This is a genomic window from Mycobacterium sp. TY815 (assembly GCF_030755135.1).
Taxonomy (GTDB): Bacteria; Actinomycetota; Actinomycetes; order Mycobacteriales; family Mycobacteriaceae; genus Mycobacterium.
The window spans coordinates 2,267,518-2,292,357 of the sequence record NZ_JAUFRX010000001.1 but is presented as its reverse complement, the minus strand read 5'-3'; the positions used below and the strand labels follow the sequence as shown (position 1 = coordinate 2,292,357).

General features: G+C 68.8%; 21 protein-coding genes. 16 read left to right on the top strand and 5 right to left on the bottom strand.

Annotation, left to right across the window (positions count from 1 at the left end):
• Positions 1-121 precede the first annotated feature (121 nt).
• The 8 genes from mutM to QXK92_RS09540 all read left to right on the top strand — a co-directional run bounded on the left by mutM (position 122) and on the right by QXK92_RS09540 (position 11,376).
• Positions 122-994 (top strand): DNA-formamidopyrimidine glycosylase, encoded by an 873-nt coding sequence (gene mutM, locus QXK92_RS09575; protein ID WP_306241418.1) that lies wholly within the window; start codon positions 122-124, stop codon positions 992-994.
• Between the two features lie 84 nt (positions 995-1,078).
• Positions 1,079-1,486 (top strand): OsmC family protein, encoded by a 408-nt coding sequence (locus QXK92_RS09570; RefSeq protein ID WP_306241417.1) that lies wholly within the window; start codon positions 1,079-1,081, stop codon positions 1,484-1,486.
• Complete coding sequence (locus tag QXK92_RS09565; protein WP_306241416.1) at positions 1,479-1,754, top strand: acylphosphatase; 276 nt, start codon at positions 1,479-1,481, stop codon at positions 1,752-1,754. Before QXK92_RS09570 ends, QXK92_RS09565 begins: the two co-directional genes overlap by 8 nt.
• Positions 1,755-1,943: 189 nt before the next feature.
• Positions 1,944-5,540, top strand: coding sequence for a chromosome segregation protein SMC (gene smc, locus QXK92_RS09560; protein WP_306241415.1), 3,597 nt, complete (start codon positions 1,944-1,946; stop codon positions 5,538-5,540).
• Positions 5,541-5,626: 86 nt separating this feature from the next.
• Entirely contained in the window at positions 5,627-6,961 is a 1,335-nt protein-coding gene (gene ftsY, locus QXK92_RS09555) for a signal recognition particle-docking protein FtsY (protein ID WP_306241414.1), read from the top strand.
• Between the two features lie 156 nt (positions 6,962-7,117).
• On the top strand, positions 7,118-8,524 hold the full coding sequence (locus tag QXK92_RS09550) for an ammonium transporter (RefSeq protein WP_306244304.1): 1,407 nt from the start codon (positions 7,118-7,120) through the stop codon (positions 8,522-8,524).
• A gap of 2 nt (positions 8,525-8,526) precedes the next feature.
• A complete protein-coding gene (gene glnB / locus QXK92_RS09545; protein WP_055577570.1) occupies positions 8,527-8,865 on the top strand; it encodes a nitrogen regulatory protein P-II in 339 nt (112 codons plus the stop codon).
• Positions 8,866-8,904: 39 nt separating this feature from the next.
• Complete coding sequence (locus tag QXK92_RS09540; RefSeq protein ID WP_371934545.1) at positions 8,905-11,376, top strand: [protein-PII] uridylyltransferase; 2,472 nt, start codon at positions 8,905-8,907, stop codon at positions 11,374-11,376.
• Positions 11,377-11,475: 99 nt separating this feature from the next.
• On the opposite strand, the gene QXK92_RS09535 is transcribed toward QXK92_RS09540, so the two are convergent.
• The 3 genes from QXK92_RS09535 to QXK92_RS09525 form a co-directional block, all read right to left on the bottom strand.
• Positions 11,476-13,182, bottom strand: a complete 1,707-nt coding sequence (locus tag QXK92_RS09535) for a DEAD/DEAH box helicase (protein WP_371934544.1) — start codon at positions 13,180-13,182, stop codon at positions 11,476-11,478.
• 116 nt (positions 13,183-13,298) lie between these two features.
• Positions 13,299-14,075, bottom strand: a complete 777-nt coding sequence (locus QXK92_RS09530; protein ID WP_306241410.1) for an alpha/beta hydrolase — start codon at positions 14,073-14,075, stop codon at positions 13,299-13,301.
• Positions 14,075-15,061: a hypothetical protein gene (locus QXK92_RS09525; protein WP_306241409.1), complete on the bottom strand. Its 987-nt coding sequence runs from the start codon at positions 15,059-15,061 to the stop codon at positions 14,075-14,077. The genes QXK92_RS09530 and QXK92_RS09525 overlap by 1 nt, the downstream gene beginning before the upstream one ends.
• 3 nt (positions 15,062-15,064) lie before the next feature.
• Here QXK92_RS09525 and QXK92_RS09520 point away from each other — a divergent pair, with 3 nt between their 5' ends.
• Entirely contained in the window at positions 15,065-15,388 is a 324-nt protein-coding gene (locus QXK92_RS09520) for a hypothetical protein (RefSeq protein WP_306241408.1), read from the top strand.
• Here the strand turns inward: QXK92_RS09520 and QXK92_RS09515 are convergent.
• Entirely contained in the window at positions 15,378-15,644 is a 267-nt protein-coding gene (locus QXK92_RS09515; protein ID WP_306241407.1) for a hypothetical protein, read from the bottom strand. The two genes, QXK92_RS09520 and QXK92_RS09515, sit on opposite strands and share 11 nt — an antisense overlap.
• A gap of 205 nt (positions 15,645-15,849) precedes the next feature.
• Between QXK92_RS09515 and ffh the strand changes: the two genes are divergently transcribed.
• From ffh to QXK92_RS09490, 5 genes are all read left to right on the top strand, one after another.
• The gene (gene ffh / locus QXK92_RS09510) at positions 15,850-17,415 is read left to right on the top strand and encodes a signal recognition particle protein (RefSeq protein ID WP_306241406.1); all 1,566 of its coding nucleotides are present in this window, start codon (positions 15,850-15,852) and stop codon (positions 17,413-17,415) included.
• Between the two features lie 5 nt (positions 17,416-17,420).
• A complete protein-coding gene (locus QXK92_RS09505; RefSeq protein ID WP_371934502.1) occupies positions 17,421-18,500 on the top strand; it encodes an amidohydrolase family protein in 1,080 nt (359 codons plus the stop codon).
• A gap of 63 nt (positions 18,501-18,563) precedes the next feature.
• Positions 18,564-20,249 (top strand): serine/threonine-protein kinase, encoded by a 1,686-nt coding sequence (locus QXK92_RS09500; RefSeq protein ID WP_306241405.1) that lies wholly within the window; start codon positions 18,564-18,566, stop codon positions 20,247-20,249.
• 43 nt (positions 20,250-20,292) lie between these two features.
• Positions 20,293-22,113: an amidohydrolase family protein gene (locus QXK92_RS09495; RefSeq protein ID WP_306241404.1), complete on the top strand. Its 1,821-nt coding sequence runs from the start codon at positions 20,293-20,295 to the stop codon at positions 22,111-22,113.
• 1 nt (position 22,114) lies between these two features.
• Positions 22,115-22,717, top strand: a complete 603-nt coding sequence (locus tag QXK92_RS09490) for a TetR/AcrR family transcriptional regulator (RefSeq protein ID WP_306241402.1) — start codon at positions 22,115-22,117, stop codon at positions 22,715-22,717.
• Between the two features lie 13 nt (positions 22,718-22,730).
• On the opposite strand, the gene QXK92_RS09485 is transcribed toward QXK92_RS09490, so the two are convergent.
• Positions 22,731-23,609 (bottom strand): D-alanyl-D-alanine carboxypeptidase family protein, encoded by an 879-nt coding sequence (locus tag QXK92_RS09485; protein ID WP_306241401.1) that lies wholly within the window; start codon positions 23,607-23,609, stop codon positions 22,731-22,733.
• Between the two features lie 44 nt (positions 23,610-23,653).
• On the opposite strand from QXK92_RS09485, the gene QXK92_RS09480 reads away from it, so the two are divergent.
• On the top strand, positions 23,654-24,073 hold the full coding sequence (locus tag QXK92_RS09480; RefSeq protein WP_306241400.1) for a nuclear transport factor 2 family protein: 420 nt from the start codon (positions 23,654-23,656) through the stop codon (positions 24,071-24,073).
• Between the two features lie 276 nt (positions 24,074-24,349).
• Positions 24,350-24,832 (top strand): 30S ribosomal protein S16, encoded by a 483-nt coding sequence (rpsP, locus tag QXK92_RS09475; RefSeq protein WP_306241399.1) that lies wholly within the window; start codon positions 24,350-24,352, stop codon positions 24,830-24,832.
• Positions 24,833-24,840 lie beyond the last annotated feature (8 nt).

The following is a 24,840-nucleotide window of genomic DNA, read 5'->3' as shown; positions in this document are numbered from 1 at the left end:
ATCATCACGGGTCCCATGGTGATGACCCGCGTCGCCCGGCTTCGCCGCGCTTGCGATCATCACGGGTCCCATGGTGATGACCCGCGTCGCCCGGCTTCGCCGCGCTTGCGATCATCACTAAATGCCTGAGCTACCTGAAGTCGAGGTGGTGCGGCGCGGTCTGCATACCCATGTCGTGGGAAAGACGATCACTGGCGTCCGGGTTCACCATCCCCGTGCCGTGCGCCGTCACGAAGCCGGGCCCGCGGATCTGACCGCGCGCCTGCTCGACGCGCGCATCACCGGAACCGATCGGCGCGGCAAGTACCTGTGGCTGACCCTGCGCACCCCGGATGCCGAAGAGGACGAGCCGGACACCGCGCTCGTCGTCCACCTGGGCATGAGCGGCCAGATGTTGCTGGGCGTGGTGCCGCGCGAAGACCACGTCCGGATCTCCGCGTTGCTCGATGACGGGACGGTGCTCAGTTTCGCCGACCAGCGCACCTTTGGCGGCTGGCTGCTGGCCGACCTGCTGACCGTGGACGGCAGCGTCGTTCCGGAACCCGTCGCGCACATAGCCCGTGATCCGCTCGATCCCCGATTCGACGCCAAAGCGGTGGTTGACGTGTTGCGGCACAAGCACTCCGAGATCAAACGCCAGTTGCTCGACCAGCAGGTGGTCTCGGGGATCGGCAACATCTACGCCGACGAGGCGCTGTGGCGGGCCAAAGTCAACGGCGCCCGTATCGCCGACACCCTGTCGCGGCCCAAGCTCACGGCTGTGCTGGACTCGGCGGCCGAGGTGATGCGTGAGGCACTGGCGAAGGGCGGCACGTCCTTCGATTCGCTATACGTCAATGTCAACGGGCAATCGGGCTACTTCGACCGTTCGCTGGACGCCTACGGACGAGAAGGCCAGAACTGCCGTCGGTGCGGAGCGGTGATGCGCCGGGAGAAGTTCATGAACCGCTCGTCGTTCTACTGCCCGCGCTGCCAGCCGAGACCACGTGGTTGACGATATGGATTGACCCTGCGTCCAGGGCGGCAATTTCGTCGAATCCACGCCCTCAACGCAGGCTCAACGAAAAGAAGGGAAGTCATGACTGATCTGTGGGTGGAACGCACCGGCACGCGCCGCTACACCGGACACAGCTCCCGCGGAGCACAGGTGCTGGTGGGCAGCGAGGACGTCGAAGGCGTGTTCACTCCCGGTGAGTTGATGAAGATCGCACTCGCCGCGTGCAGCGGGATGTCCAGTGACCAACCGCTGGCCCGCCGCCTGGGAGACGACTACCCGGCCGTGATCCGGGTTTCGGGCGCCGCTGACCGCGACAACGAGGTCTACCCCCTGCTCGAGGAGAAGCTCGAGCTGGATCTCTCCGGCCTGACAGACCAGGAGAAGGAGCGCCTCATCACCGTCGTCAACCGGGCCATCGACGCGGTCTGCACCGTCGGGCGCACACTGAAGTCCGGCACCACCGTGACGTTCGAGGTGGTCGATGTCTGACGTGCGATTGACCGCCTGGGTGCACGGCCATGTCCAGGGCGTCGGATTTCGCTGGTGGACCCGGTGCCGGGCGCTGGAGCAGGGCCTGACCGGTTACGCGGCCAACCAGGCCGACGGCCGCGTGCTGGTGGTGGCCAATGGAACGCGTGAGGGCGGCGAACGGCTCCTCGAACTGTTGCGGGGTGAGAGCACGCCGGGACGGGTGGACAAGGTGATCGCCGACTGGTCGGAGCCGACGGAGCAGTTCAGCGGGTTCGTCGAGCGATAGCTCCGGTCGTTCCCCCGCGGTGGCGTGAAGCCGGGCACATCAGGCGCGGCCCCAGCCAGAGACAAAAGTGTCAGCTGTGGCCACTGCGACACCGGTCGCCTGTTCAACGACTGAATCCGACCGAAACTGCCGCCCGGGCCGTCGCGTGCGGCGAAGGGTCGCACAGTCCGAGCGGTAATCTGGCCCCTCGTGTACCTCAAGAGTCTGACGCTGAAGGGCTTCAAGTCCTTCGCCGCGCCAACGACTCTGCGTTTCGAGCCGGGGATCACCGCGGTCGTCGGTCCCAACGGATCCGGCAAGTCCAACGTGGTCGACGCGCTGGCCTGGGTGATGGGGGAGCAGGGGGCCAAGACGCTGCGCGGCGGGAAGATGGAAGACGTCATCTTCGCCGGGACGTCCTCGCGCGCGCCGCTGGGCCGTGCCGAGGTCACCGTCACCATCGACAACTCCGACAACGCGCTGCCGATCGACTACAACGAGGTCTCGATCACCCGCCGGATGTTCCGCGACGGCGCCAGCGAGTACGAAATCAACGGCAGCGGTTGCCGTTTGATGGACGTGCAGGAATTGTTGAGCGACTCCGGCATCGGACGGGAGATGCACGTCATCGTCGGTCAGGGCAAGCTGGACGAAATCCTGCAGTCCCGCCCCGAAGACCGCCGGGCCTTCATCGAAGAGGCCGCGGGCGTGCTCAAGCACCGCAAGCGTAAAGAAAAAGCGCTGCGCAAGCTCGACGCGATGGCCGCGAACCTGGCCCGGCTGTCCGACCTCACCACCGAGCTGCGGCGCCAACTCAAACCGCTGGGCCGCCAGGCCGAAGTGGCCCGTCGAGCCCAGACCATCCAGGCCGATCTGCGCGACGCCCGCCTCAGACTGGCCGCTGACGACCTGGTCAACCGCCGTTCCGAGCGGCAGGCCATCTTCGACACCGAGGCGAGAATGCGGCGCGAGCATGACGAAGCCGCCGCCCGGCTGTCGGTGGCATCCGAGGAGCTGGCCGCCCACGAGGAATCGCTGACCGAGCTGTCGCAACGTGCCGAAGCCGTTCAGCAGACCTGGTTTCGCTTGTCAGCGCTGGCGGAACGCGTCGGCGCGACCGTCCGGATCGCCAGCGAACGCGCCCACCACCTGGATATCGAGCCGTCCAGGACCAGCGACACCGACCCTGACGCACTGGACGCCGAGGCCGAACAGGTCGCGCTTTTCGAGGAGCAGTTGCTGGCCGAGCTGGCGGAGGCCCGCACCCGGCTCGATGCCGCGCGCGCCGAGCTGGCCGAACGCGAGCGCCGTGCGGTGGAGGCCGACAAGGCTCACCTCGCGGCGGTTCGGGCGGAAGCCGACCGGCGGGAGGGCCTGGCGCGGCTGACCGGTCAGGTGGAGACGATGCGGGCGCGCGTCGAATCGATCGACGACAGCGTCGCGCGGTTGTCCGAGCGGATCGAACACGCCGCGGCCCGGGTGGAGCAGACCCGAGCCGAGTTCGAGGGCGTGCAGAGCCGGGTCGGTGAACTGGACCAGGGCGAGGTAGGCCTCGACGAGCAACACGAACGGACGATGGCCGCGCTGCGTCAGACCGACGAACGGGTCACCGAGCTGCAGGCCGCAGAACGTGCCGCCGAACGTCAGGTGGCGTCGTTGCGGGCCCGCATCGATGCGCTCTCGGTGAGTTTGGAGCGCAAGGACGGCACCGCGTGGCTGGCTCGGAACCACGGTGCCGCAGGGCTTTTCGGTTCGATCGCGGAACTGGTCAAGGTGCGTCCGGGCTACGAGGCGGCGCTGGCCACGGTGCTGGGCTCGGCGGCCGACGGGCTTGCGGTCGACGGTCTGGGAGCCGCACGCAATGCCGTCGCCGCACTGAAACAGGCCGACGGTGGCCGCGCGGCGCTGGTCCTCGGCGACTGGCCGGCCCAGCCGCAGCCGCAGGTCGGCCTGCCGGGTGGCGCGGTGTGGGCGCTGGACATGATCGAGGCGCCGCCGCGGTTGCGCGGGGCGATGGTGGCCATGCTCTCGGGCGTCGCGGTGGTCGACGATCTGGGCGCAGCGCTGGAGCTGGTCGCCGGCCATCCGCAGCTGCGGGCGGTGACACGCGACGGCGATCTGGTGGGCGCCGGCTGGGTGAGCGGCGGGTCCGACCGCAAGGTCTCCACGTTGGAGATCGCGTCGGAGATCGAGAAGGCGCGCAACGAACTGGCCGCCGCGGAGTCGCAAGTGGCGCAGCTCAGCGCGGCGCTGTCCGGCGCGTTGACCGAGCAGGCCGCCCGTCAGGATGCGGCCGAGCACGCGCTGGCCGCCCTCAACGAATCCGACACCGCCATCTCGGCGATGTACGACCAGCTCGGCCGGCTGGGGCAAGAGGCCAGAACGGCCGAGGACGAATGGAACCGGCTGCTGGCCCAGCGTGAAGAGCTCGAAGCGGGCCGGGGCCGCACTCTCGACGAGGTCGTCGAACTCGAGACGCGTTTGCGCAATGCGCAGGAGACCGAACACGTCCAGCAGGCCGAGCCGGTCGACCGGCAGGAGATCGCGGCTGCCGCCGATGCGGCACGCAGCTTCGAGGTCGAGGCCCGGCTGGCCGTACGCACCGCCGAAGAGCGCGCCAACGCGGTGCGCGGGCGGGCCGATTCGCTGCGCCGTGCCGCCGCGGCCGAACGCGAGGCTCGGATCCGGGCCGAACAAGCGGCGGCCGCCCGGATGCGCGCAGCCGCGGTGGCGGCGGCGGTGGCCGAGTCGGGACGGCTGCTGGCCCGGCGGCTCAGCAGGGTGGTGGACGCGGCGTCACTGATGCGCGACGAGCTGGCCGCCGAGCGCCAGCAGCGGTCCGCGGCCATGACCGCGGTACGTGAGGAAACGAATCTGCTCGGCGCGCGGGTGGCCGCACTCACCGATTCCCTGCACCGCGACGAGGTGGCCAACGCGCAGGCGGCGCTGCGGATCGAACAACTCGAGCAGACGGTGCTCGAGCAGTTCGGGATGGCGCCGGCCGACCTGATCGCCGAATACGGCCCCGACGTCCCGCTGCCGCCCACCGATCTGGAGATGGCCGAGTTCGAACAGGCCCGCGAGCGGGGTGAACAGGTGGTCGCGCCGGCCCCGATGCCGTTCGACCGCACCACCCAGGAGCGCCGGGCCAAACGCGCCGAGCGGGAGCTCAACGAGCTGGGCCGGGTCAACCCGCTGGCCCTCGAGGAGTTTGCCGCGCTGGAGGAGAGATACAACTTCCTGTCCACCCAGCTCGAGGACGTCAAGGCGGCGCGCAAGGATCTGCTCGATGTCGTCGCCGAAGTCGACGCCCGGATCCTGCAGGTGTTCAGCGAGGCGTTCGTCGATGTCGAACGCGAATTCCAGACGGTTTTCACCACCCTGTTCCCCGGCGGCGAGGGGCGCTTGCGGCTGACCCAGCCCGACGACATGCTGACCACCGGCATCGAGGTCGAGGCCCGCCCGCCTGGCAAGAAGGTCACCCGGCTGTCTTTGCTGTCCGGCGGCGAAAAGGCGCTGACCGCGGTGGCCATGCTGGTTGCCATCTTCCGGGCCCGCCCGTCGCCGTTCTACATCATGGACGAGGTGGAGGCCGCGCTCGACGACACCAACCTGCGCCGGCTGATCAGCCTGTTCGAGATGCTGCGGGACCGTTCGCAGCTGATCATCATCACCCACCAGAAGCCCACTATGGAGGTGGCCGACGCGCTGTACGGCGTGACGATGCAGGGCGACGGGATCACCGCCGTCATCTCGCAGCGCATTCGCGGTCAGCAGGTGGACCGGCTGGTGGCCAACTCTTCGTAGGTTGCCCGTAGCGTGGGGCTGACAGTCCGCCAGCCCGTACCGGCCCCCGTAGTTCTGGGAAATAGTTCTGGGAAGGATTCATCAGCGTGTCGCAAGGTCTTTGGATCGCCATCGCGGTCATCGCCGCCCTGGTCATCATCGCCGCGCTGGTCTTCGGCCTGGTGCGCTACCGCAAGCGCAGGATCAGCCTCGCGCCCAAGCCCACACCCGAGGCGATCGACCGCTCCGGGGGCTATACGGCGTCGTCCGGCATCACGTTCAGCCGGACCCCGACGCTGCAACCGGAACGGATCGACACCACCGGTCTGCCGGCCGTCGGCGACGACGCCACCATCCCGCGCGACGCCCCCAAGCGTCCCATTTCTGAGGTCCACCTTCCCGAGCCGAAGCTCGAACCCAAGCTCGAACCGGAGCCGATACCCGAGCCGGAGCCGGTACCCGAGCCGGAGCCGATAACGGAGCCGGCGCCCGCGCCCGAAGCGCCGCAGATCGAGGCGATCGAGCCCACCGAAGGGCGGCTGGAGCGGCTGCGCGGGCGGCTGGCACGGTCGCAGAACGCGCTCGGCCGCAGCATGCTCGGCCTGCTCGGTGGCGGTGACCTGGACGAGGACTCTTGGCAGGACGTGGAGGACACCCTGCTGGTGGCCGACCTCGGCCCGGTGGTCACCGAAGCGGTGGTGTCCCAGCTGCGAACCCGGCTGGCCAGTAGCAACGTCCGCACCGAAGCCGACGCCCGCGCGGTGCTGCGGGACGTGCTCATCAAAGAACTGCACCCGGAGATGGACCGATCCATCCGGGCGCTGCCGCACGCCGACCATCCCTCAGTACTGCTGGTCGTCGGCGTCAACGGCACCGGAAAGACCACCACGGTCGGCAAGCTGGCGCGGGTCCTGGTAGCCGACGGACGTCGCGTGGTGCTCGGGGCGGCCGACACGTTCCGGGCCGCCGCGGCCGACCAGCTGGAAACCTGGGCGTCGCGGGTCGGGGCGGAAGTGGTGCGCGGCGCCGAGGGGGCCGATCCGGCGTCGGTGGCGTTCGACGCCGTCGACAAAGGCATCCAGGCCGGTGCCGACGTCGTCCTGATCGACACCGCCGGGCGGTTGCACACCAAGGTCGGCCTGATGGACGAACTGGGCAAGGTCAAACGAGTAGTGAGCCGCCGGGCAGCTGTTGATGAGGTGTTGCTGGTGCTCGACGCCACCATCGGCCAGAACGGCCTGGCGCAGGCCAAGGTTTTCGCCGAGGTCGTCGACATCACCGGGACGGTGCTCACGAAGTTGGACGGAACGGCCAAGGGCGGCATCGTTTTCCGCGTTCAGCAGGAGCTGGGCGTGCCGGTGAAGCTGGTCGGGCTCGGTGAGGGAGCCGATGACCTCGCACCGTTCGAGCCGGCGGCGTTCGTCGACGCCCTGCTGGGCTGAAAGCTCTTACACAGCAACTTTTACGTTAATCCTGACGAAACACGGCGGCTCCATTGCCGCAACAACTTATGCGCATGGTTCTCGTCAGGTCACCAGTCATCATTCTGGGGCCCTCCCAACGCTGACTGGAGGTGATAGCGAGTGAGTTTCCCTGTGATGGGCCAGCCCAATACCGGCGATACGGCCTGGATGTTGGCGAGTGCGGCACTCGTGCTGCTGATGACGCCGGGCCTGGCGTTCTTCTACGGCGGCATGGTTCGTGCCAAGAGCGTGCTCAACATGATCATGATGAGCATCAGCGCGATGGGCGTCGTGACGGTGCTGTGGGTGCTCTACGGCTACTCCATGGCATTCGGCAACGACACCGGCAATGTCGTCGGCAGCCCGACCGAATACTGGGGCCTGAAGGGCCTCATCGGTGGCAACTCGGTTGCCGCCGACGCGTCCAAGGGCGTCGCGGCGACGGACATCCCGCTGGCGGGCACGCTGCCGGCCTCGGTGTTCGTGGCCTTCCAGTTGATGTTCGCGATCATCACGGTCGCCCTGATCTCCGGCGCGGTCGCCGACCGGCTCAAGTTCAGTGCCTGGCTGGTGTTCTCGGGCCTGTGGGCGACGCTGGTGTACTTCCCGGTCGCGCACTGGGTCTTCGCCTTCGACGGGTTCGCCTCGGAGAAGGGCGGCTGGATCGCCAACAAGCTGCACGCGATCGACTTCGCAGGTGGAACCGCGGTGCACATCAATGCCGGTGTGGCGGGCCTCATGCTGGCGCTCGTCCTGGGCAAGCGCAAGGGTTGGCCGACCACGCTCTTCCGTCCGCACAACCTGCCGTTCGTGATGCTGGGCGCCGGTTTGCTGTGGTTCGGGTGGTACGGCTTCAACGCCGGGTCGGCGACCAGCTCGAACGGCGCCGCGGGGTCGACGTTCGTCACCACCACGATCGCCACTGCGGCGGCGATGCTGGCGTGGCTGCTCACTGAGCGCATCCGCGACGGCCACGCCACCACCCTGGGTGCCGCCTCCGGCATCGTCGCCGGGCTGGTCGCGATCACGCCGTCGTGCTCGTCGGTGAACGCACTGGGCGCACTGATCATCGGCGTGGTCGCCGGTGTGCTGTGCGCGCTGGCCGTGGGTCTGAAGTTCAAGCTCGGCTTCGACGACTCGCTCGACGTTGTCGGCGTCCACCTGGTCGGCGGTCTCGCCGGCACGTTGATGGTCGGCCTGGTCGCCGCCCCCGAGAGCGTCGCGATCAACGGCGTGGCGGGCGTGTCCAAGGGCCTGTTCTACGGCGGCGGGTTCGACCAGCTGGAACGCCAGGCAGTGGGCGCGTTCACCGTTCTGGCCTACTCGGGCGTTGTCACGCTGATCCTGGCGCTTATCCTGAAGTACACCATTGGGCTGCGGCTGGGAGCAGAGCAGGAAGCGGCGGGCATCGATGAGTCGGAGCACGCTGAGAGCGGCTACGATTTCGCGGTTGCCAGCGGTTCGGTTCTTCCCCGCGCCAGCCTGCCGGACACCCCGAACGGCCTGCAGGCGCGAGTGGCCGAGAAAGTTGAGGCGGAATAGATATGAAGCTGATCACCGCGATCGTCAAGCCGTTCACCCTCGACGACGTCAAGACCAGCCTGGAGGACGCCGGCGTCCTGGGCATGACGGTCAGCGAAATCCAGGGCTATGGGCGGCAGAAGGGCCACACCGAGGTCTACCGGGGCGCTGAGTACTCGGTCGACTTCGTGCCCAAGGTCCGGATCGAGGTCGTCGTCGACGACTCCATCGTCGACAAGGTCGTGGACAGCATTGTCCGGGCGGCACGGACGGGCAAGATCGGCGACGGCAAAGTGTGGGTCAGCCCCGTGGACACCATCGTGCGGGTGCGCACCGGTGAGCGCGGTTCTGACGCTCTGTAGTCGCGCGTTGCCGAACCAAGGCAGATGGGCCGGCCGGGTGTGACACCGAACCGGCCGGACCCTTCTGAAACCTCGAAAACGGAAGCACCGCAAGCAGGAAGCGCCGTTGCGGCAGTCGATCTGGCTGCCGCGCGGCGCGAACTGCTGTCTGACGGCCTCAGCGGCATGAAACCTGCCGAGATGCGGCAGGCAGTGCTGGACCTGCACGAAAACTGGTTGACCGCAAAGGCTTCCGAAATCGGCATCACCGACGACAGCGGCTACGCCATCGTCGCGGTCGGCGGCCTCGGCCGTCGTGAGCTACTTCCGTACTCCGACCTCGACCTGGTGCTGGTGCACGACGGGAAGCCGCCCGAAGTACTGGGGCCGACCGCCGACAAACTGTGGTATCCGTTGTGGGACGCCAACATCCGGCTCGATCACAGCGTGCGTACCGTCAGCGAGGCGCTGAGCACCGCCAACGCCGATCTGACGGCCGCCCTGGGCATGCTCGAGGCGCGGCACATCGCCGGATCCGCAGCCCTGTCGGCCGAACTGATCGACGGGATCAAACGGCAGTGGCGCAGCGGAATCCGTTCTCGCATGGACGAACTCGTGGAGATGACGCACGCCCGCTGGCTGCGTCTGGGCCGTATCGCGCACCGCGCCGAACCCGACCTGAAGTCCGGCCGCGGCGGGTTGCGCGATGTCCAGTTGCTCAACGCGCTGGCGCTGGCGCAACTCATCGACCGTCACGGGATGGCCCGGGCCGATACCGCTGTCGGCTCGCTGGACGATGCGTACCTGACGTTGCTCGACGTCCGGACCGAATTGCACGTGGTCTCCCGCCGGGGTCGTGACCAGTTGCTGGCGCAGTTCGCCGACGAGATCAGCGAAAAGCTTGGCGTCGGGGACCGATTCGACCTGGCGCGGATGCTGTCCAGCGCCGGTCGCACCATCAGCTTCCACGCCGTCACCGGACTGCGCACCGCCGCCAACGCGTTGCCCAAGCGCGGTTTGACCGCCCTGATGCGGCGACCCAAGCGGCGACCGCTGGATGAGGGTGTCGTCGAGTACGCCGGCGAGATCGTGCTGGCCCGCGACGCCCGTCCCGAAAGCGACCCCGGTCTGGTGTTGCGGGTGGCCGCCGCCGCGGCGGACACCGGCGTGCCCATCGGTGCCGCCACGCTGAGCCGGCTGGACAGCGCGCCACCGCTGCCGACACCGTGGCCACGGGAGGCCCTGGACGACCTGCTGGTGGTGCTGCTGGCCGGTCCCACCGCGGTAGCCACCATCGAGGCGCTGGACCGCACCGGGTTGTGGGGGCAGTTGTTGCCCGAGTGGGATGCGATCCGCGACCTGCCGCCGCGCGATGTCTCGCACAAGTGGACCGTGGACCGTCATGTCGTGGAGTGCGCCGTGCACGCGGCACCGTTGACCACCAACGTGGCGCGACCGGACCTGCTCGCCCTGGGTGCCCTGCTGCACGACATCGGCAAGGGCCGCGGAATGGACCACTGCGTGCTCGGCGCTGATCTGGTGATCCCGATCGGGCAGCGGCTCGGTTTGTCGCCCGCTGACGTCGACACCATCTCCAAGATGGTCCGCCACCATCTGCTGCTGCCGATCACGGCCACCCGTAGCGACCTGAACGACCCCAAGACCATCGAGGCGGTGTCCGAGGCGCTGGGCGGTGACCCGCAGCTGCTCGAGCTCATGCACGCGCTGTCGGAGGCCGATTCCAAGGCCACGGGTCCGGGCGTGTGGAGTGACTGGAAGGCGTCGCTGGTCGAGGACCTGGTGCGGCGCTGCCGGCTGGCGATGGCGGGGGAGACGCTTCCGCAAGCGGAACCGACTGCGCCGCACTATCTTTCGCTGGCTGAGCGGCAGGGCGTGCACGTCGAGCTGCAAGGGGGTGACGGCGAACGGCTGTGCGCGGTGATGGTGGCCCCGGATCAGCGCGGGCTGGTGTCGAAAGCCGCGGCCGTGCTGGCGCTGAACTCGCTGCGGGTCCACTCGGCCTCGGTGAACATCCACGAGGGCGTGGTGATCACCGAATTCATCGTGTCGCCGCTGTTCGGCTCGCCGCCCGCGGCCGAGCTGCTGCGCCAGCAGTTCGTCGGCGCCCTGCACGGCGACATCGACGTGTGCGGGACGCTGGAAAAGCGCGACATGGAGGCCACCAGCTCGGCCACCGCCCGGGCCGGCGAGGTCCAGGTGGGAGTGCCCGTCACCCGTTCCACCGCCCCACCGCGCATCCTCTGGCTGGACACCGACACCCCGGGTCAGCTGATCCTGGAGGTCCGCGCCATGGACCGGGTCGGCCTGCTCGCGTTGCTGACCCGTGCGCTCGAGCGCGCCGAGACCGACATCCTTTGGGCCAAGGTCAACACGTTCGGGTCGACGGCAGCCGACGTGTTCTGTGTGGCGGTGCCGCCGGAGCTCAATGCGCGGTCCGCGGTGGAGAAGCACCTGCTGGCGGTGCTGGGTGCGCCCGCGGTGGTGCTGGAGGACGAGCCCGTCGGGGACTAGCGCCATGCTCTGAGCCACCGCCCTCAGTGTGAACCTCACGACGGGACACGCCGATTCACCGTCGCATCGTCCACGCTCGGCGAAAGGTTTTGGCTCGCGTTACACCGGCTCGGCGTTGAGCTGGCGCACGGCGTCGATCCGCGCTTTGAGCTGATCGCTGGTGGCCGCGGCGATCGGCGGCCCACCGCAGCGGCGGCGCAGCTCGTTGTGGATCCAGCCGTGCGGCTTGCCGGTGCGATGGTGGGCCACGGAGACCAGGGCGTTGAGTTCGCGGCGCAGGTCGCGCAGTTGACCGTGCGTGGTCAGCGCCACCGCCGGGGTGCCTGCTTGCGCCCGTTTCTGTAGTTGCTCGTCCTGCCGTCGGTGCAGCAGCGCACGCATCTGTTCGGCGTCGAGCAGGCCGGGGATGCCGAGGTAGTCGGCCTCCTCGTCGCTGCCGGCCGGGGTTGCGGTGCCGAACGACGAGCCGTCGAAGATGACCTGGTCCAGTTCGGCGTCGGCGCCCAGCGAGGTGAAGCCCTTCTCTTCGCCGGGTTCGGTCTGCGTCTTGGTGGCCGGGTCCTCTTCGAGTGGGTCGCCCTCGGATTCGCGGTGCGGTTTGCCCAGCACGTGGTTGCGCTGCGCCTCGAGTTCGCTGGCGAGCTGCAGCAGATTCGGCACCGACGGCAGGAAGATGCTCGCCGTCTCACCTGCTCGTCGGGATCGCACGAACCGCCCGATGGCCTGGGCGAAGAACAGCGGCGTCGAGGCGCTGGTGGCGTAGATACCGACCGACAGCCGCGGCACGTCGACCCCCTCGGACACCATCCGCACCGCGACCAGCCACCTGCTGGTGCTGGCGGAGAACTCCGAGATGCGCGCCGACGAGCCGGGGTCGTCGGAGAGCACGACGGTCGGCGCCTCGCCGGTCAACTTCGTGAGCAGGGTCGCGTAGGCGCGCGCCGCGGTGCGGTCCGAGGCGATGATCATCCCGCCCGCGTCCGGCACATGCTCACGCTTCTGGCGCAGCCGTTGGTCGGCCGCCGCGATCACCGCCGGCATCCACTCGCCGGCCGGGTCCAATGCGGTGCGCCAGGCGCGGGCGGTCTGCTCGGCCGACAGTGGTTCGCCCAACCGCGCCTCATGCTCTTCGCCGGCGCTGTCCCGCCAGCGGGCCTGCCCGGAATAGGCCATGAAGACCACGGGGCGGACCACGCCGTCGGCCAGCGCCTCGGCGTAGCCGTAGGTGTGGTCGGCCTTGGACCGCATCAGGCCGTCGGCGTCGGGTTCGTAGTTCACGAACGGGATCGGACTGTCGTCGCTGCGGAACGGCGTCCCGGTCAGGGCGAGCCGGCGGGTCGCGTCACCGAAGGCTTCCCGGATGGCGTCACCCCAGGTTTTGGCGTCACCGCCGTGGTGGATCTCGTCGAAGATCACCAGCGTCTTGCGCTGTTCGGTACGCACCCGGTGCAGCGTCGGGTGGGCGGCCACCTGGGCGTACGTGACCACCACGCCGTGGTACTCCGGCGAGGTCTGCGGGTTGGAGTTGGAGAATTTCGGGTCCAGGGAAAGTCCCTGGCGTCCGGCGGCCTGTGCCCACTGGATCTTGAGGTGCTCGGTGGGCACGACGACGGTGATCTGCTCGACGGCCCGGTGCGCGATCAGCTCGCCGGCGATCCGCAGGGCGAAGGCGGTCTTGCCGGCACCGGGTGTGGCCACCGCCAGGAAGTCCCGCGGCTCGGTTCCCAGGTACTTGACCAGCGCGCGACGCTGCCAGCCGCGCAGCGACCGGGTCGTGTCGGCCGGGAAGTGGCTGACCGGCTGCAGCGACACATTCCCCCCATACAGATTCGGCCTGGTGGCTTGGCCGCGCGAGACGGCGCAGTGGCTGTGAAATCTAGCACGACAACGCTTTTCGGCGCTGCAACGACGTGGCTGTCCGGTCAGATTGGCTGGTCGCGGGTCTGCAGCCAGTCGTGGATGCGCGTGGCGACGTCGGGCCACCCGGGTTCGAGCATCATGTTGTGGCCCATCGAGAAGAACTCCGGTTCGGTCCGGTACGCCTGGGCCGTCGCCCGCACTTCCGCGGTGCTGACGAAGCCGTCATGCTCGGCGCCCAGAACGAGCATCGGGGTCGTCACCAGTCCGGTCCGGACCCGCCGGATCATCGGATCCAGCGCGGCCGCCCGCAGACTTTCGGGCCCGGCCTGCGACCGGCAGGATTCGACGATCTCCTCGGGTGTCTGCCGACAGAAGAGGTAGTCGCGGGCCAGCGTCGCCGTGTCGACGAATTCGAGCAACGTGCCGCCGGTGAAGGCCCGCATGGCGATCAGGGGATGGCGGCGCCAGACGCGCATCGCCAGCCGCAGGAAACCCTTCGGGGGCACCGAGCCGACCAGCACCGCGGCGGGCGCACGCCGGGTTTCCAGATACCGCTGCACGGCGAAGCCGCCGAGGGAATGGCCGATGAGCACCAGTGGGCCGCCGAGTGAGTCGGCCACCGTGCGGACGTCCTCCACGTAGTCGGCCATGGAGCACCACCGCAGGGCCTTGGGTGCGGGACTGGCGCCGTGGCCGCGCAAGCTCACCGCGACGGCGCGGTAGCCGGCGTCGGCGAAATAGTTCAGGAAGTTCTCCCAGCACCACGCGCCGTGCCAGCCGCCGTGTACGAACAGCAGCGGTGGGCCGGTGCGGGAGCCCTTGTCGATGACTTCGAGCATCACCGCGCTCCGACTGCCTGGTACTCGGCGCGGTTCGGCACCGTGGCCGCGCCCAGGCCGAGCAGCGTGGCCAGGATCACCGGGAACTCCAGGTAGGCGTGATAGCTGGCGAACGCGGAGTACACCGCCTTGCCGGAGGCGTAGTCCGTGACGAACACGACGGCTAGGGCCACTCCGACGGCGGCACCCAGCGTCCACGCCCGCGCGCCGCTCAGCCACGGGACGCGCACCTCGAATGCCCGCGCCGCATCGGGTGCATGGCGGGGAAAGAAGTACACCCAGACGAAGTAGTGCATGGTCTGCAGGAAGGCGAACACGACGAGCAGCCTCAGGCCCATCTCGGTCAGCACGGCCGCCGGCGGGGCACTGGCCGCCACGATGGGGTGGGGATTTCCCGCGAACCCGGCCAGCGACGAACTGGTACCGCCGAAGTGGCGGTCGAGCACACCGGACAGCAGCATCGCAGGAACGACCAGCACCCAGCCGAGCTGCACCGATCGGAAGGACCGGCGCAACGCCGGGGTGGGCAGCCGGGCCGACCACTCCCACAGGAAGAACAGCGGCACCACATTGTGCAGATGCGACAGCACGACGAAGTGGTAGGCGGGCCAGCTCAGCGAGGCGGCCGTGGCGATCGCCAGCACCGCTGCCGCCGCGACCAGCGCCGGCCCCCGTAACCCCGCCACACAGGCAGCCAAGAGCACCGCGTAGCCGATGACGATCTCGGCCAGCCGCGCCGGCTCGCCGACGATCATGGCGGCCAGCCGGCACAGCACGATGACGGTGATCAACCCGAGCAGCCACGACAGCAGCCGGCCGGAGAGTACGGCTGCGAAACGTCCAGTGACGTAGCGCAATTCCAGGACGTTGTGCAGGACCCCAAAGGCCATCAGCCCGAGCACCGTGGTGGCCAGCGGAGCGCGCACTGCGATGGCCAGGGCAACTGCGGCGGCCCCCGCGAACAGCCAGATCACCCGTAAAGTCATCGCGTGTCCCAGCTGACCGCTTTCGTCATCACGGTCGCGGTCGAATCGCTGTGGTACGTCGGCGGCCTCGTGGGCATCGTCGGGCTGCGGTGGTGGTCGGCGCTGATGCTGACGATCGGCGTCAACGCGGTCACCCATCCGGTGGCGTGGTGGGTCCTGGCGCCGGACCCGACTATTGCGCGGCTACTGCTGACGGAGGTCGCGGTGACCCTCGCCGAGGCGGCTGTGCTGGCGGTCGCCGTCCGGCGTGACCTGACGACACTGGCGCTACTGAGTGTCGGCGCCAATGCTTCGTCGCTGCTCACCGGGCTGATCCTCAACCGGTAGGCGGACCTGGCGGGGGAGGCGGCGACCACTGGGGCGGCGGGCCTTGTGGGGGCGGCGGGCCTTGCGGCGGCGGCGGGCCCCATTGCGGTGGCGGCGGGCCCCACTGCGGTGGCTGCTTCGGCCGCCGCGAGCGGCGTAGCCAGATCACGACAGCCACCGCGGCCGCTACCACCAACAGCAGAAACACGACGACCACCAGCAGCACCGGAGAAGACGCCGATGGTGCGGGGGCCATGTCTGCGAGCACAGTGACCACGGGGCAAAAGTAGCGTTTTCCAACCTCGATCCACCAGGCTTCGCCGAAACTGAAACCACGCACGCCCGCATCGGCGTGTCGTCTGCCTCGTGACAGTGTCGCGGGCCCACGGCAACAGGACCACTAGGACTGCTGGTGGTGACCCCCAGCGCCCGACTCGGTCCTTGTCTGCCGCCCCGACGGCAGCACCACTAGGCTGGCTGTCGTGTTTGAATCGCTGTCCGATCGCTTGACCGGTGCCCTCCAGGGGCTGCGCGGCAAAGGCCGCCTCACCGACGCCGATATCGAGGCCACTACCCGCGAAATCCGGCTCGCGCTGCTGGAAGCCGACGTGTCGCTGCCCGTGGTCCGGGCGTTCGTCCACCGGATCAAGGAACGCGCCCGCGGGCATGAGGTGTCCGGCGCGCTCAACCCGGCGCAACAGGTCGTCAAGATCGTCAACGAGGAACTGATCGGCATCCTCGGCGGCGAGACCCGCGAGATCGCCTACGCCAAGAACCCGCCGACGGTGATCATGCTCGCCGGCCTGCAGGGTTCGGGCAAGACGACGCTGGCCGGCAAGCTGGCGTTCCGGTTGAAGAACCAGGGCCACACCCCGCTTCTGGTGGCCTGCGACCTGCAGCGTCCCGCCGCGGTCAATCAGCTTCAAGTCGTCGGTCAGCGCGCCGGCGTCCCGGTGTTCGCGCCGCACCCCGGCGCCTCACCCGAGTCCGGGCCAGGCGACCCGGTCGCCGTCGCCGCGGCGGGCATCGCCGAGGCCAGAGCCAAGCACTTCGACTTCGTCATCGTCGACACCGCCGGCCGGCTCGGCATCGACGAGGAGTTGATGGCCCAGGCCGCGGCCATCCGCGACGCCGTCCACCCCGACGAAACCCTGTTCGTCCTGGACGCGATGATCGGCCAGGACGCGGTCGCCACCGCGCAGGCATTCGGCGACGGCGTCGGGTTCACCGGCGTCGTGCTGACCAAGCTGGACGGCGACGCCCGTGGTGGTGCCGCCCTGTCGGTCCGCGAAGTCACCGGTGTGCCAATCCTTTTCGCCTCGACCGGCGAGAAGTTCGAGGACTTTGACGTCTTCCACCCGGACCGGATGGCCAGCCGCATCCTCGGTATGGGCGACGTGCTGAGCCTGATCGAGCAGGCCGAGCAGGTCTTCGATGCCCAACAGGCCGAGGCCGCCGCCGCCAAGATCGGCGCCGGTGAGCTGACGCTGGAGGACTTCCTCGAGCAGATGCTTGCCGTGCGCAAGATGGGCCCGATCGGCAACCTGCTGGGCATGCTGCCCGGCGGGGCACAGATGAAAGACGCGCTGGCCGAGGTCGACGACAAGAGCCTCGACCGGATCCAGGCCATCATCCGCGGCATGACGCCGCAGGAGCGGGCCGACCCGAAGATCATCAACGCCTCGCGGCGGCTGCGCATCGCCAACGGCTCCGGCGTCACGGTCTCCGAGGTCAACCAGCTGGTGGACCGCTTCTTCGAGGCGCGCAAGATGATGTCCTCGATGCTCGGCGGCATGGGCATCCCCGGGCTGGGCCGTAAGTCCGCGACCCGAAAGTCCCGCAACTCCAAAGGCAAGAAGGGCAAGAAGGGGGCCCGCGGACCGACGCCGCCGAAGACGCGCAGTCCATTCGGCGCCGGCATGCCCGGCATGCCCGGCATGCCGGCCGGGTTCCCCGACCTGTCGCAGATGCCGGAAGGCCTCAACGAACTGCCGCCGGGGCTGGCCGACTTCGACCTGTCCAAGCTGAAGTTCCCCGGCCAGAAATAGCCGCAGTGCGACTGCACGTGCGGGGGCTCGCCCTGCCCGGCGACATCGCCACCGAACTGTGGATAGTCGACGGCCGCATCAGCTCCGAGCCGGTCTCCGGCGCCGACACCATCTTCGATGGGGGCTGGATCCTGCCGGGGCTGGTGGACGCGCACTGCCACGTCGGGCTCGGCGAACACGGCGCAGTCGAACTGGACGAAGCGATTGCCCAGGCCGAAGTCGAACGCGACGTGGGCGCGCTGTTGCTGCGCGACTGCGGCTCACCGATCGACACCCGGAGTCTTGACGACCATCACGACCTGCCCCGCCTCATCCGGGCCGGACGGCACCTGGCCAAACCCAAGCGCTACATCCCCGGGCTGGCCGCCGAGATGGAGGACGAAGCGCAGCTGCCGGATCTCGTCGCCGAGCAGGCCAGGCGCGGAGACGGCTGGATCAAGCTGGTCGGCGACTGGATCGACCGGGGGATCGGCGACCTCGCGCCGCTGTGGTCCGATGACGTCCTCAAGGCGGCGATCGACACCGCCCACGCGCTCGGCGCCCGCGTCACCGCGCACGTCTTCGGCGAGGATGCGCTGCCCGGCCTGATCAACGCCGGCATCGACTGCATCGAACACGGCACCGGCCTCACCGACGAGACGATCGAACTCATGGTCCGGCACGGCACCGCGCTGGTGCCGACGCTGATCAACTTGGAGAACTTCCCGGGCATCGCCGACGCTGCCGTGCGCTACCCGACGTACGCCGCGCACATGCGCGACCTCTACGACCGCGGATACCAGCGGGTCGCCGCGGCGCGCGACGCCGGTGTGCCGGTGTATGCCGGCAGCGACGCGGGCGGCACCATCAGGCACGGACGTATCGCCGACGAGGTCGACGCGCTGCGCAAGATCGGCATGAGCGCCGAGGAGGCTCTCGGGGCAGCGTGCTGGGACGCCCGGCGCTGGTTGGGCAGGCCGGGCCTGGATCACGGCGCATCGGCGGACCTGTTGTGTTACGCCGACGACCCCCGCCGGGGCGCGGCCGTGCTGAACCGGCCTGATCTGGTGATCCTGCGCGGCAAGGTGTTCCGCCCCGGACATTAGATTTCGCCGAGTGTTAGCCGGGCGCAGCGCGTCCGGCCGCAACTCGGTGGTTACCATCGCTGAATGGCGTTGGCCAGCGGCGCAACCTTTGCCGGTTACACCGTCGTGCGGCAACTGAGTTCGTCGGCGACCGGCGAGGTATACCTGGCCCAGCGGCCGGATCTGCCCGGATGGCAGGCGCTGAAGGTCCTGCCGCCCGCGGCCGACGACGACTTCCGCGCCCGGTTTCACCGCGAGACCGTGGCGGTGGCGAACCTCTATCACCTCAACATCGTCGAGGTGCACGAACGCGGTGAGTCCGACGGACAGCTGTGGATCGCAACGGATTACGTCGACGGTACCGACGTCGCCAGGTTGATGGCCGATCGCTTCCCCGCGGTACTGCCGATCGGTGAAGTGCTCGGGATCATCACGGCCGCGGCGGCTGCCCTGGACTTTGCCCACCTGCGTGGCGTGCTGCACCGCGACGTCCGGCCCGGCAACATCCTGGTGACCGCGCCGGGCGCCGGCGACCCACAAGTGATGTTGTGCGACTTCGGATTGCAGCGCCCGCCCGGTGAAGCTGGCTACGCTGCGCCCGAGGAGGCTACCGGCGCCGCCGTCGACGGACGCGCTGATCAGTACGCGCTGGCGGCGACCGCGCTGCACCTGTTCACCGGGGCGCCGCCGACGGCAGGGACCCCGCCGCGACTCAGCGAGTTGCGCCCGGACCTGGCCCGCCTGGACGACGTGCTCGGGCGGGCGCAGGCCGACCAGCCGGCGGATCGATTCGGCAGTTGCCGCGAGTTCGCCGCCGCCCTCGCCGATCGGGCGGGAATCGCCGACCACGACGCTGCGGCGACACCCGTCGAGCAGCCTGCCGCCGAGCCCGCCTACGTCGTCGACTACCCGGTCTACGCGTGGCCGGAACCGGCACCGCCAGCACCGGTCCTGGAACCGGCCAGCGGGCCGCCGGCGGGACTCCTGCGATCCGCCGCGGGCTCGCTGGCGCGGCGACTGGACGCCTTTTCCAGCGGAACCGGGCGCACCAGGCGATTCGGTCCGCGCCGGATACTGATCGGCGCCGTCGCCCTGGCATTGTTGGCCGGTTTGTCCGCGGCTGTCATCAGCGTCGGGCGCCACACCGATACTCCTGTCCGCGCCGGGGGCCCGTCGACCACGTCGAGCGCCGTGGCGGCCACCACCAAGGCTGCCCCACCGCCCCCACTGGACGGCACCTATCGCATCGAGGTGCAGCGCTCCCGGCAGACCTTCAACGACAATCCCACGCCGCAGCCGCCCGACGTCCAGACCTGGTGGGCGATCCGCTCGTCCTGCACGCCCACCCGCTGCCTGGCGGCGGCGACGCTGCTCGACGACACCGATCACGCGCAGGTGAAATCGCCTGACGTTCATCCGCTGCTGCTGGAGTTCATCGACGGCCAGTGGCGGTCCAGGCCGGAGACCACGAAGTTTCCGTGCATCGGGCCCACCGGGCAGGCGAGCACCCAGATGACCACCCAGGTGCTGACGCTGCGGCTGCAATCCCAGGGCGACCTGGCCGGCGAGATGTCCGTGACGGTACGCAGCAACGAATGCGGCCAGTTGGGAGGTCTCATCCGCATCCCGGCCGTGGCGGACCGCAGCGGTGACATCCCGCCCGCGGTGAACGTGCCGGACCCGGTGACCGGCACGCCGGGCACCACGACGACGGCGACCACGGTGGCACCGGAACCGCCGACCACCAGGCCTTCCGGGCCGGGGCGCTGAACCTTGGGAAAGATTGCGAGCGATCGCTATCTATGTTAGCTTCGTGGCAGCCCAGCCAGCCATTCTTGGAGGAACTGTGACTTTCGACGTGATCATCCGCGACGGCCTGTGGTTTGACGGAACCGGCGCCAAGCCACAGAAACGGAGCCTGGGCATCCGTGACGGCGTGGTCGCCACCGTATCGGCCGGCCCGCTGGACGAGACGGGATGTCCGGAGGTGATCGACGCCAAGGGAAAGTGGATCGCGCCCGGCTTCATCGACGTCCACACCCACTACGACGCCGAGATTCTGCTCGACCCGGGTCTGCGTGAGTCGGTACGCCACGGGATCACCACCTTGATGCTGGGCAACTGCTCACTGTCGACGGTGTACGCCAACTCCGAAGACGCCGCCGACCTGTTCAGCCGCGTCGAGGCGGTGCCGCGCGACTTCGTCCTGGGCGCGCTGCAGAACAACAAGACGTGGTCGTCGCCGGCGGAGTACGTCGAGGCGATCGACGCGCTGCCGCTGGGGCCGAACGTGAGCTCCATGCTCGGTCATTCGGATCTGCGGACCGCGGTGCTGGGACTCGAGCGGGCCACCGACGAAACCGTGCGCCCCACCGATGCCGAGCTGGAGAAGATGGCGCGAATGCTGGACGAGGCGCTCGATGCCGGGATGCTCGGCATGTCCGGGATGGACGCGCCGATCGACAAGCTCGACGGGGAACGGTTCCGGTCACGGGCACTGCCCTCGACCTTCGCGACCTGGCGCGAGCGGCGCCGCCTGATCAAGGTGCTGCGCAAGCGCGGCCGTATTCTGCAGAGCGCACCCAACGTCAACAGCCCGGTGTCCCCGCTGATGTTCTTCCTGACCAGCAGCCGGCTTCTCAACCGGCGCAAGGGCGTCCGGATGAGCATGCTGGTGTCGGCGGACGCCAAGTCGATGCCGCTGGCGGTGCACACCTTCGGCCGCGGCACCCGGGTGCTCAACAAACTGCTGGGCGCCAGCGTGCGCTTCCAGCACCTGCCGGTGCCGTTCGAATTGTATTCCGACGGAATCGATCTGCCGGTCTTCGAAGAATTCGGCGCCGGTACGGCCGCGCTGCACCTGCGGGATCAGTTGCAGCGCAACGAGTTACTGGCAGACGAGTCCTATCGTCGGGAATTCCGTCGGCAGTTCGACCGGCGCAAGCTCGGACCCTCGTTGTGGCACCGCGACTTCCACGACGCGGTGATCGTGGAGTGCCCCGACGAGTCGCTGGTCGGCAAGAGCTTCGGCGCGATCGCCGACGAACGCGGGCTGCATCCGCTGGACGCGTTCCTCGACATTCTGGTCGAGAACGGCGAGCGCAACGTGCGCTGGACGACCATCGTTGCCAACCACCGGCCCAAGCAGCTGGACAAGCTGGCCGCCGACCCGAGCATCCACATGGGTTTCTCCGACGCCGGCGCTCACCTGCGCAACATGGCCTTCTACAACTTCCCGCTGCGACTGCTCAAGCGCATCCAGGAGGCACAGCGGGCCGGGTCGCCGTTCCTGACGCCGGAACGAGCGATCTACCGCCTCACCGCCGAGGTCGCCGAGTGGTTCGGGCTCAACGCCGGCACGCTGCGTGAGGGCGACCGTGCGGATTTCGTGGTGATCGACCCCGCCCACCTGGATGACTCGGTGGACGGCTACCACGAGGAGGCGGTGCCCTTCTACGGCGGCCTGCGGCGCATGGTCAACCGCAATGACGCGACCGTGGTCGCCACCGGTGTGGGAGGTGCTGTCGTCTACCGTAACGGCGAGTTCCGCGAGGGCTACGGCCAGACCGTGAAGTCGGGCCGTTACCTGCGCGCGGGCGAGCGCCAGTCGGCAGCGATGAGCCTGTCGGCCTGAGATGGCCAGGACGCAGCAGCAGCGGCGCGAGGAGACCGTCGGCCGGCTCCTGCAGGCCTGCATCGACACCATCATCGAGGTGGGATATGCCCGGGCCTCGGCCGCGGTGATCACCAAACGCGCCGGGGTATCGGTGGGCGCCCTGTTCCGTCACTTCGAGACGATGGGCGATTTCATGGCGGCCACCGCGTCCGAGGTGCTGCGCCGGCAGCTGGAAACCTTCAACAAGCAGGTCGCCGAGATACCGGCCGACCAGCCGGCACTGCAAGCGGCGCTGACGATCCTGCGCGACATCACCGGCGGCCCGACGAACGCGGTGCTCTATGAACTGCTCATCGCCGCGCGTACCGACGAGAAGCTCCGAGAGACGCTGCAACACGAGTTGGGGCAGTACTCGGCGAAGATCTTCGACGCGGCGCGTGCGATGCCCGGCGCGGACGGCTTCCCGGACGATTCCTTTCCGGTGCTGGTGGCCCTGCTCACCAACGTCTTCGACGGAGCCGCGGTGGTCGAGGGGGTGCTGCCACAGCCCGAGATCGCCGAGCGCAGGATTCCGGTGTTGACCGCGCTGCTCACCGCGGCCTGGCCGAGCGTCACCGCCTGACGCTCCGCCGCTGCTACAGCGAGCCGATGCCCGCCTGCGGGCCCAGCGCGAAGCCCCAGTCGAACAAGCTGGCCGCCTGATCCCAGTAGGTCGGCCCACCCTCTTTGACCAGGCCGTACATCATGGCGATCACCAGTCGCCGGCCGCCACGGCTAGCCGCTCCGACGAAAGTCTTGCGGGCCGCGTTGGTGAACCCGGTCTTGCCGCCGATGGCACCGGGGTAGCGCGCGAGCAACTCATCCTGGTTCAGGATCGGCTGGTCGCCGTTCTCGCCGGGGAACATCGCCGACGGCTCGGCGGTGATGCTGGCGAACGTCGGGTTCGCCATGGCCGCGCGGAAGATCACCGCCAGGTCATGCGCCGTCGACCAGCCGGAGTCGTCGGGCCCGTCCAGTCCGGAAGGCGTCGCCGCATGGGTGTTCGACGCCCCCAGCGACGCGGCCTTGGCGTTCATCTTGGCCACCGCGACCTGTTGGCCGCCCAGCATGTCGGCCAGCGTGTTGGCGGCGTCGTTGCCCGACACCAGCAGCAGGCCGTCGAGCAGTTGGCGCGCGGTGTAGCTGTGGCCCACCTTCACCCCGACGCAGTTGCACTCGACGGCGGTATCGGTGAGGTCGGCGACGACCGTGGAGTCCAGCGGCACCTCGTCCAGCACGACGAGCGCGAGCAGCACCTTGATGGTGCTCGCCGGCGGGTGGGCGACGTTCTGCTCGCGGCCGGCCAGCACCTGACCGCTGTCCATGTCGGCGACGATCCAGGTCTGCGCCGGACCGTCGGGAATGGGCATCGAACCCGCTGCCTGTTGGACGTCGGTGTCCGCGTGCGCCACCGGGATGGCGCCCGGCAACGTAACCGTGAGCAGCGCGGCGGCCGCGGCGATGAGCTTTCGCATGGAGGCACATTTTATCGTTCGGGACCGCGGTGTTGAATCGAGACATGTTGAGCCTGGAAGAGATATCCGATCGGCTGGAGATCCAGCAGCTTCTCGTCGACTACTCCACGGCGATCGACCAGCGCCGATTCGACGACCTGGACAAGGTTTTCACCCCCGACGCGCACATCGACTACACCGCCCTGGGCGGGATCGCCGGCGAGTACCCCGAGGTGAAGAAGTGGCTGTCGGAGGTGTTGCCGAACTTCCCGGTGTACTCGCACATGCTGGGAAACTTCTCGGTTCGCATCGACGGCGACACGGCTTCGTCGCGGGTGATCTGCTTCAACCCGATGGTGCTCGGCGGCGACAAGGAGCAGATCCTGTTCTGCGGGCTCTGGTACGACGACGAGTTCGTGCGGACGGCCGAGGGCTGGCGGATGACCCGCCGTGTCGAGACCAAGACGTTCCAGAAGGTCATGTAGCTGGGTGCACTGTCGCCGAGATTGCCGTCAGGGTCGTGCCACGGCCCCCGGACACGACCATGACGGCAATCTGAGCGCGGCGCGGCGCGGCGCAGCGCCCGCTCTTGCGGTCGCCACGCCAATTAACGCCCGGGGACCCCGTTCTGGCACAATTGGCCGCTGTCCGCCCCGCGATCACGATCGCCGGGTGGTCACACACGCGAGGCAAAACCGGACCCGGGCATCCCGCCCCCGTCGCTGAATTGCAGCGTGACACCACAGGAGAGTCGCTTAACCATGGCTGTGAAGATCAAACTCACCCGGCTTGGCAAGATCCGCAATCCCCAGTACCGCATCGCGGTTGCCGACGCGCGCACCCGTCGCGACGGTCGTTCCATCGAGGTCATCGGCCGCTACCACCCGAAGGAAGAGCCGAGCCTGATCGAGATCGACTCCGAGCGCGCGCAGTACTGGCTCGGCGTCGGCGCCCAGCCCACCGAGCCCGTCCTCAAGCTGCTGAAGATCACCGGTGACTGGCAGAAGTTCAAGGGCCTGCCCGGTGCCGAGGGCCGTCTGAAGGTCAAGCCGGCCAAGCCCAGCAAGCTCGAGCTCTTCAACGCCGCGCTGGCGGCCGCCGACGGCGGACCCACCACCGAGGCCACCAAGCCGAAGAAGAAGTCCGCGCCGAAGAAGGCCGCCAAGGGCGACGAGACGCCCGCCGACGCCGCGGCGGAGGCACCGGCCGAAGCCGGCGAGCAGTCCGAAGCCACCGAAAGCTGACCGGCGCC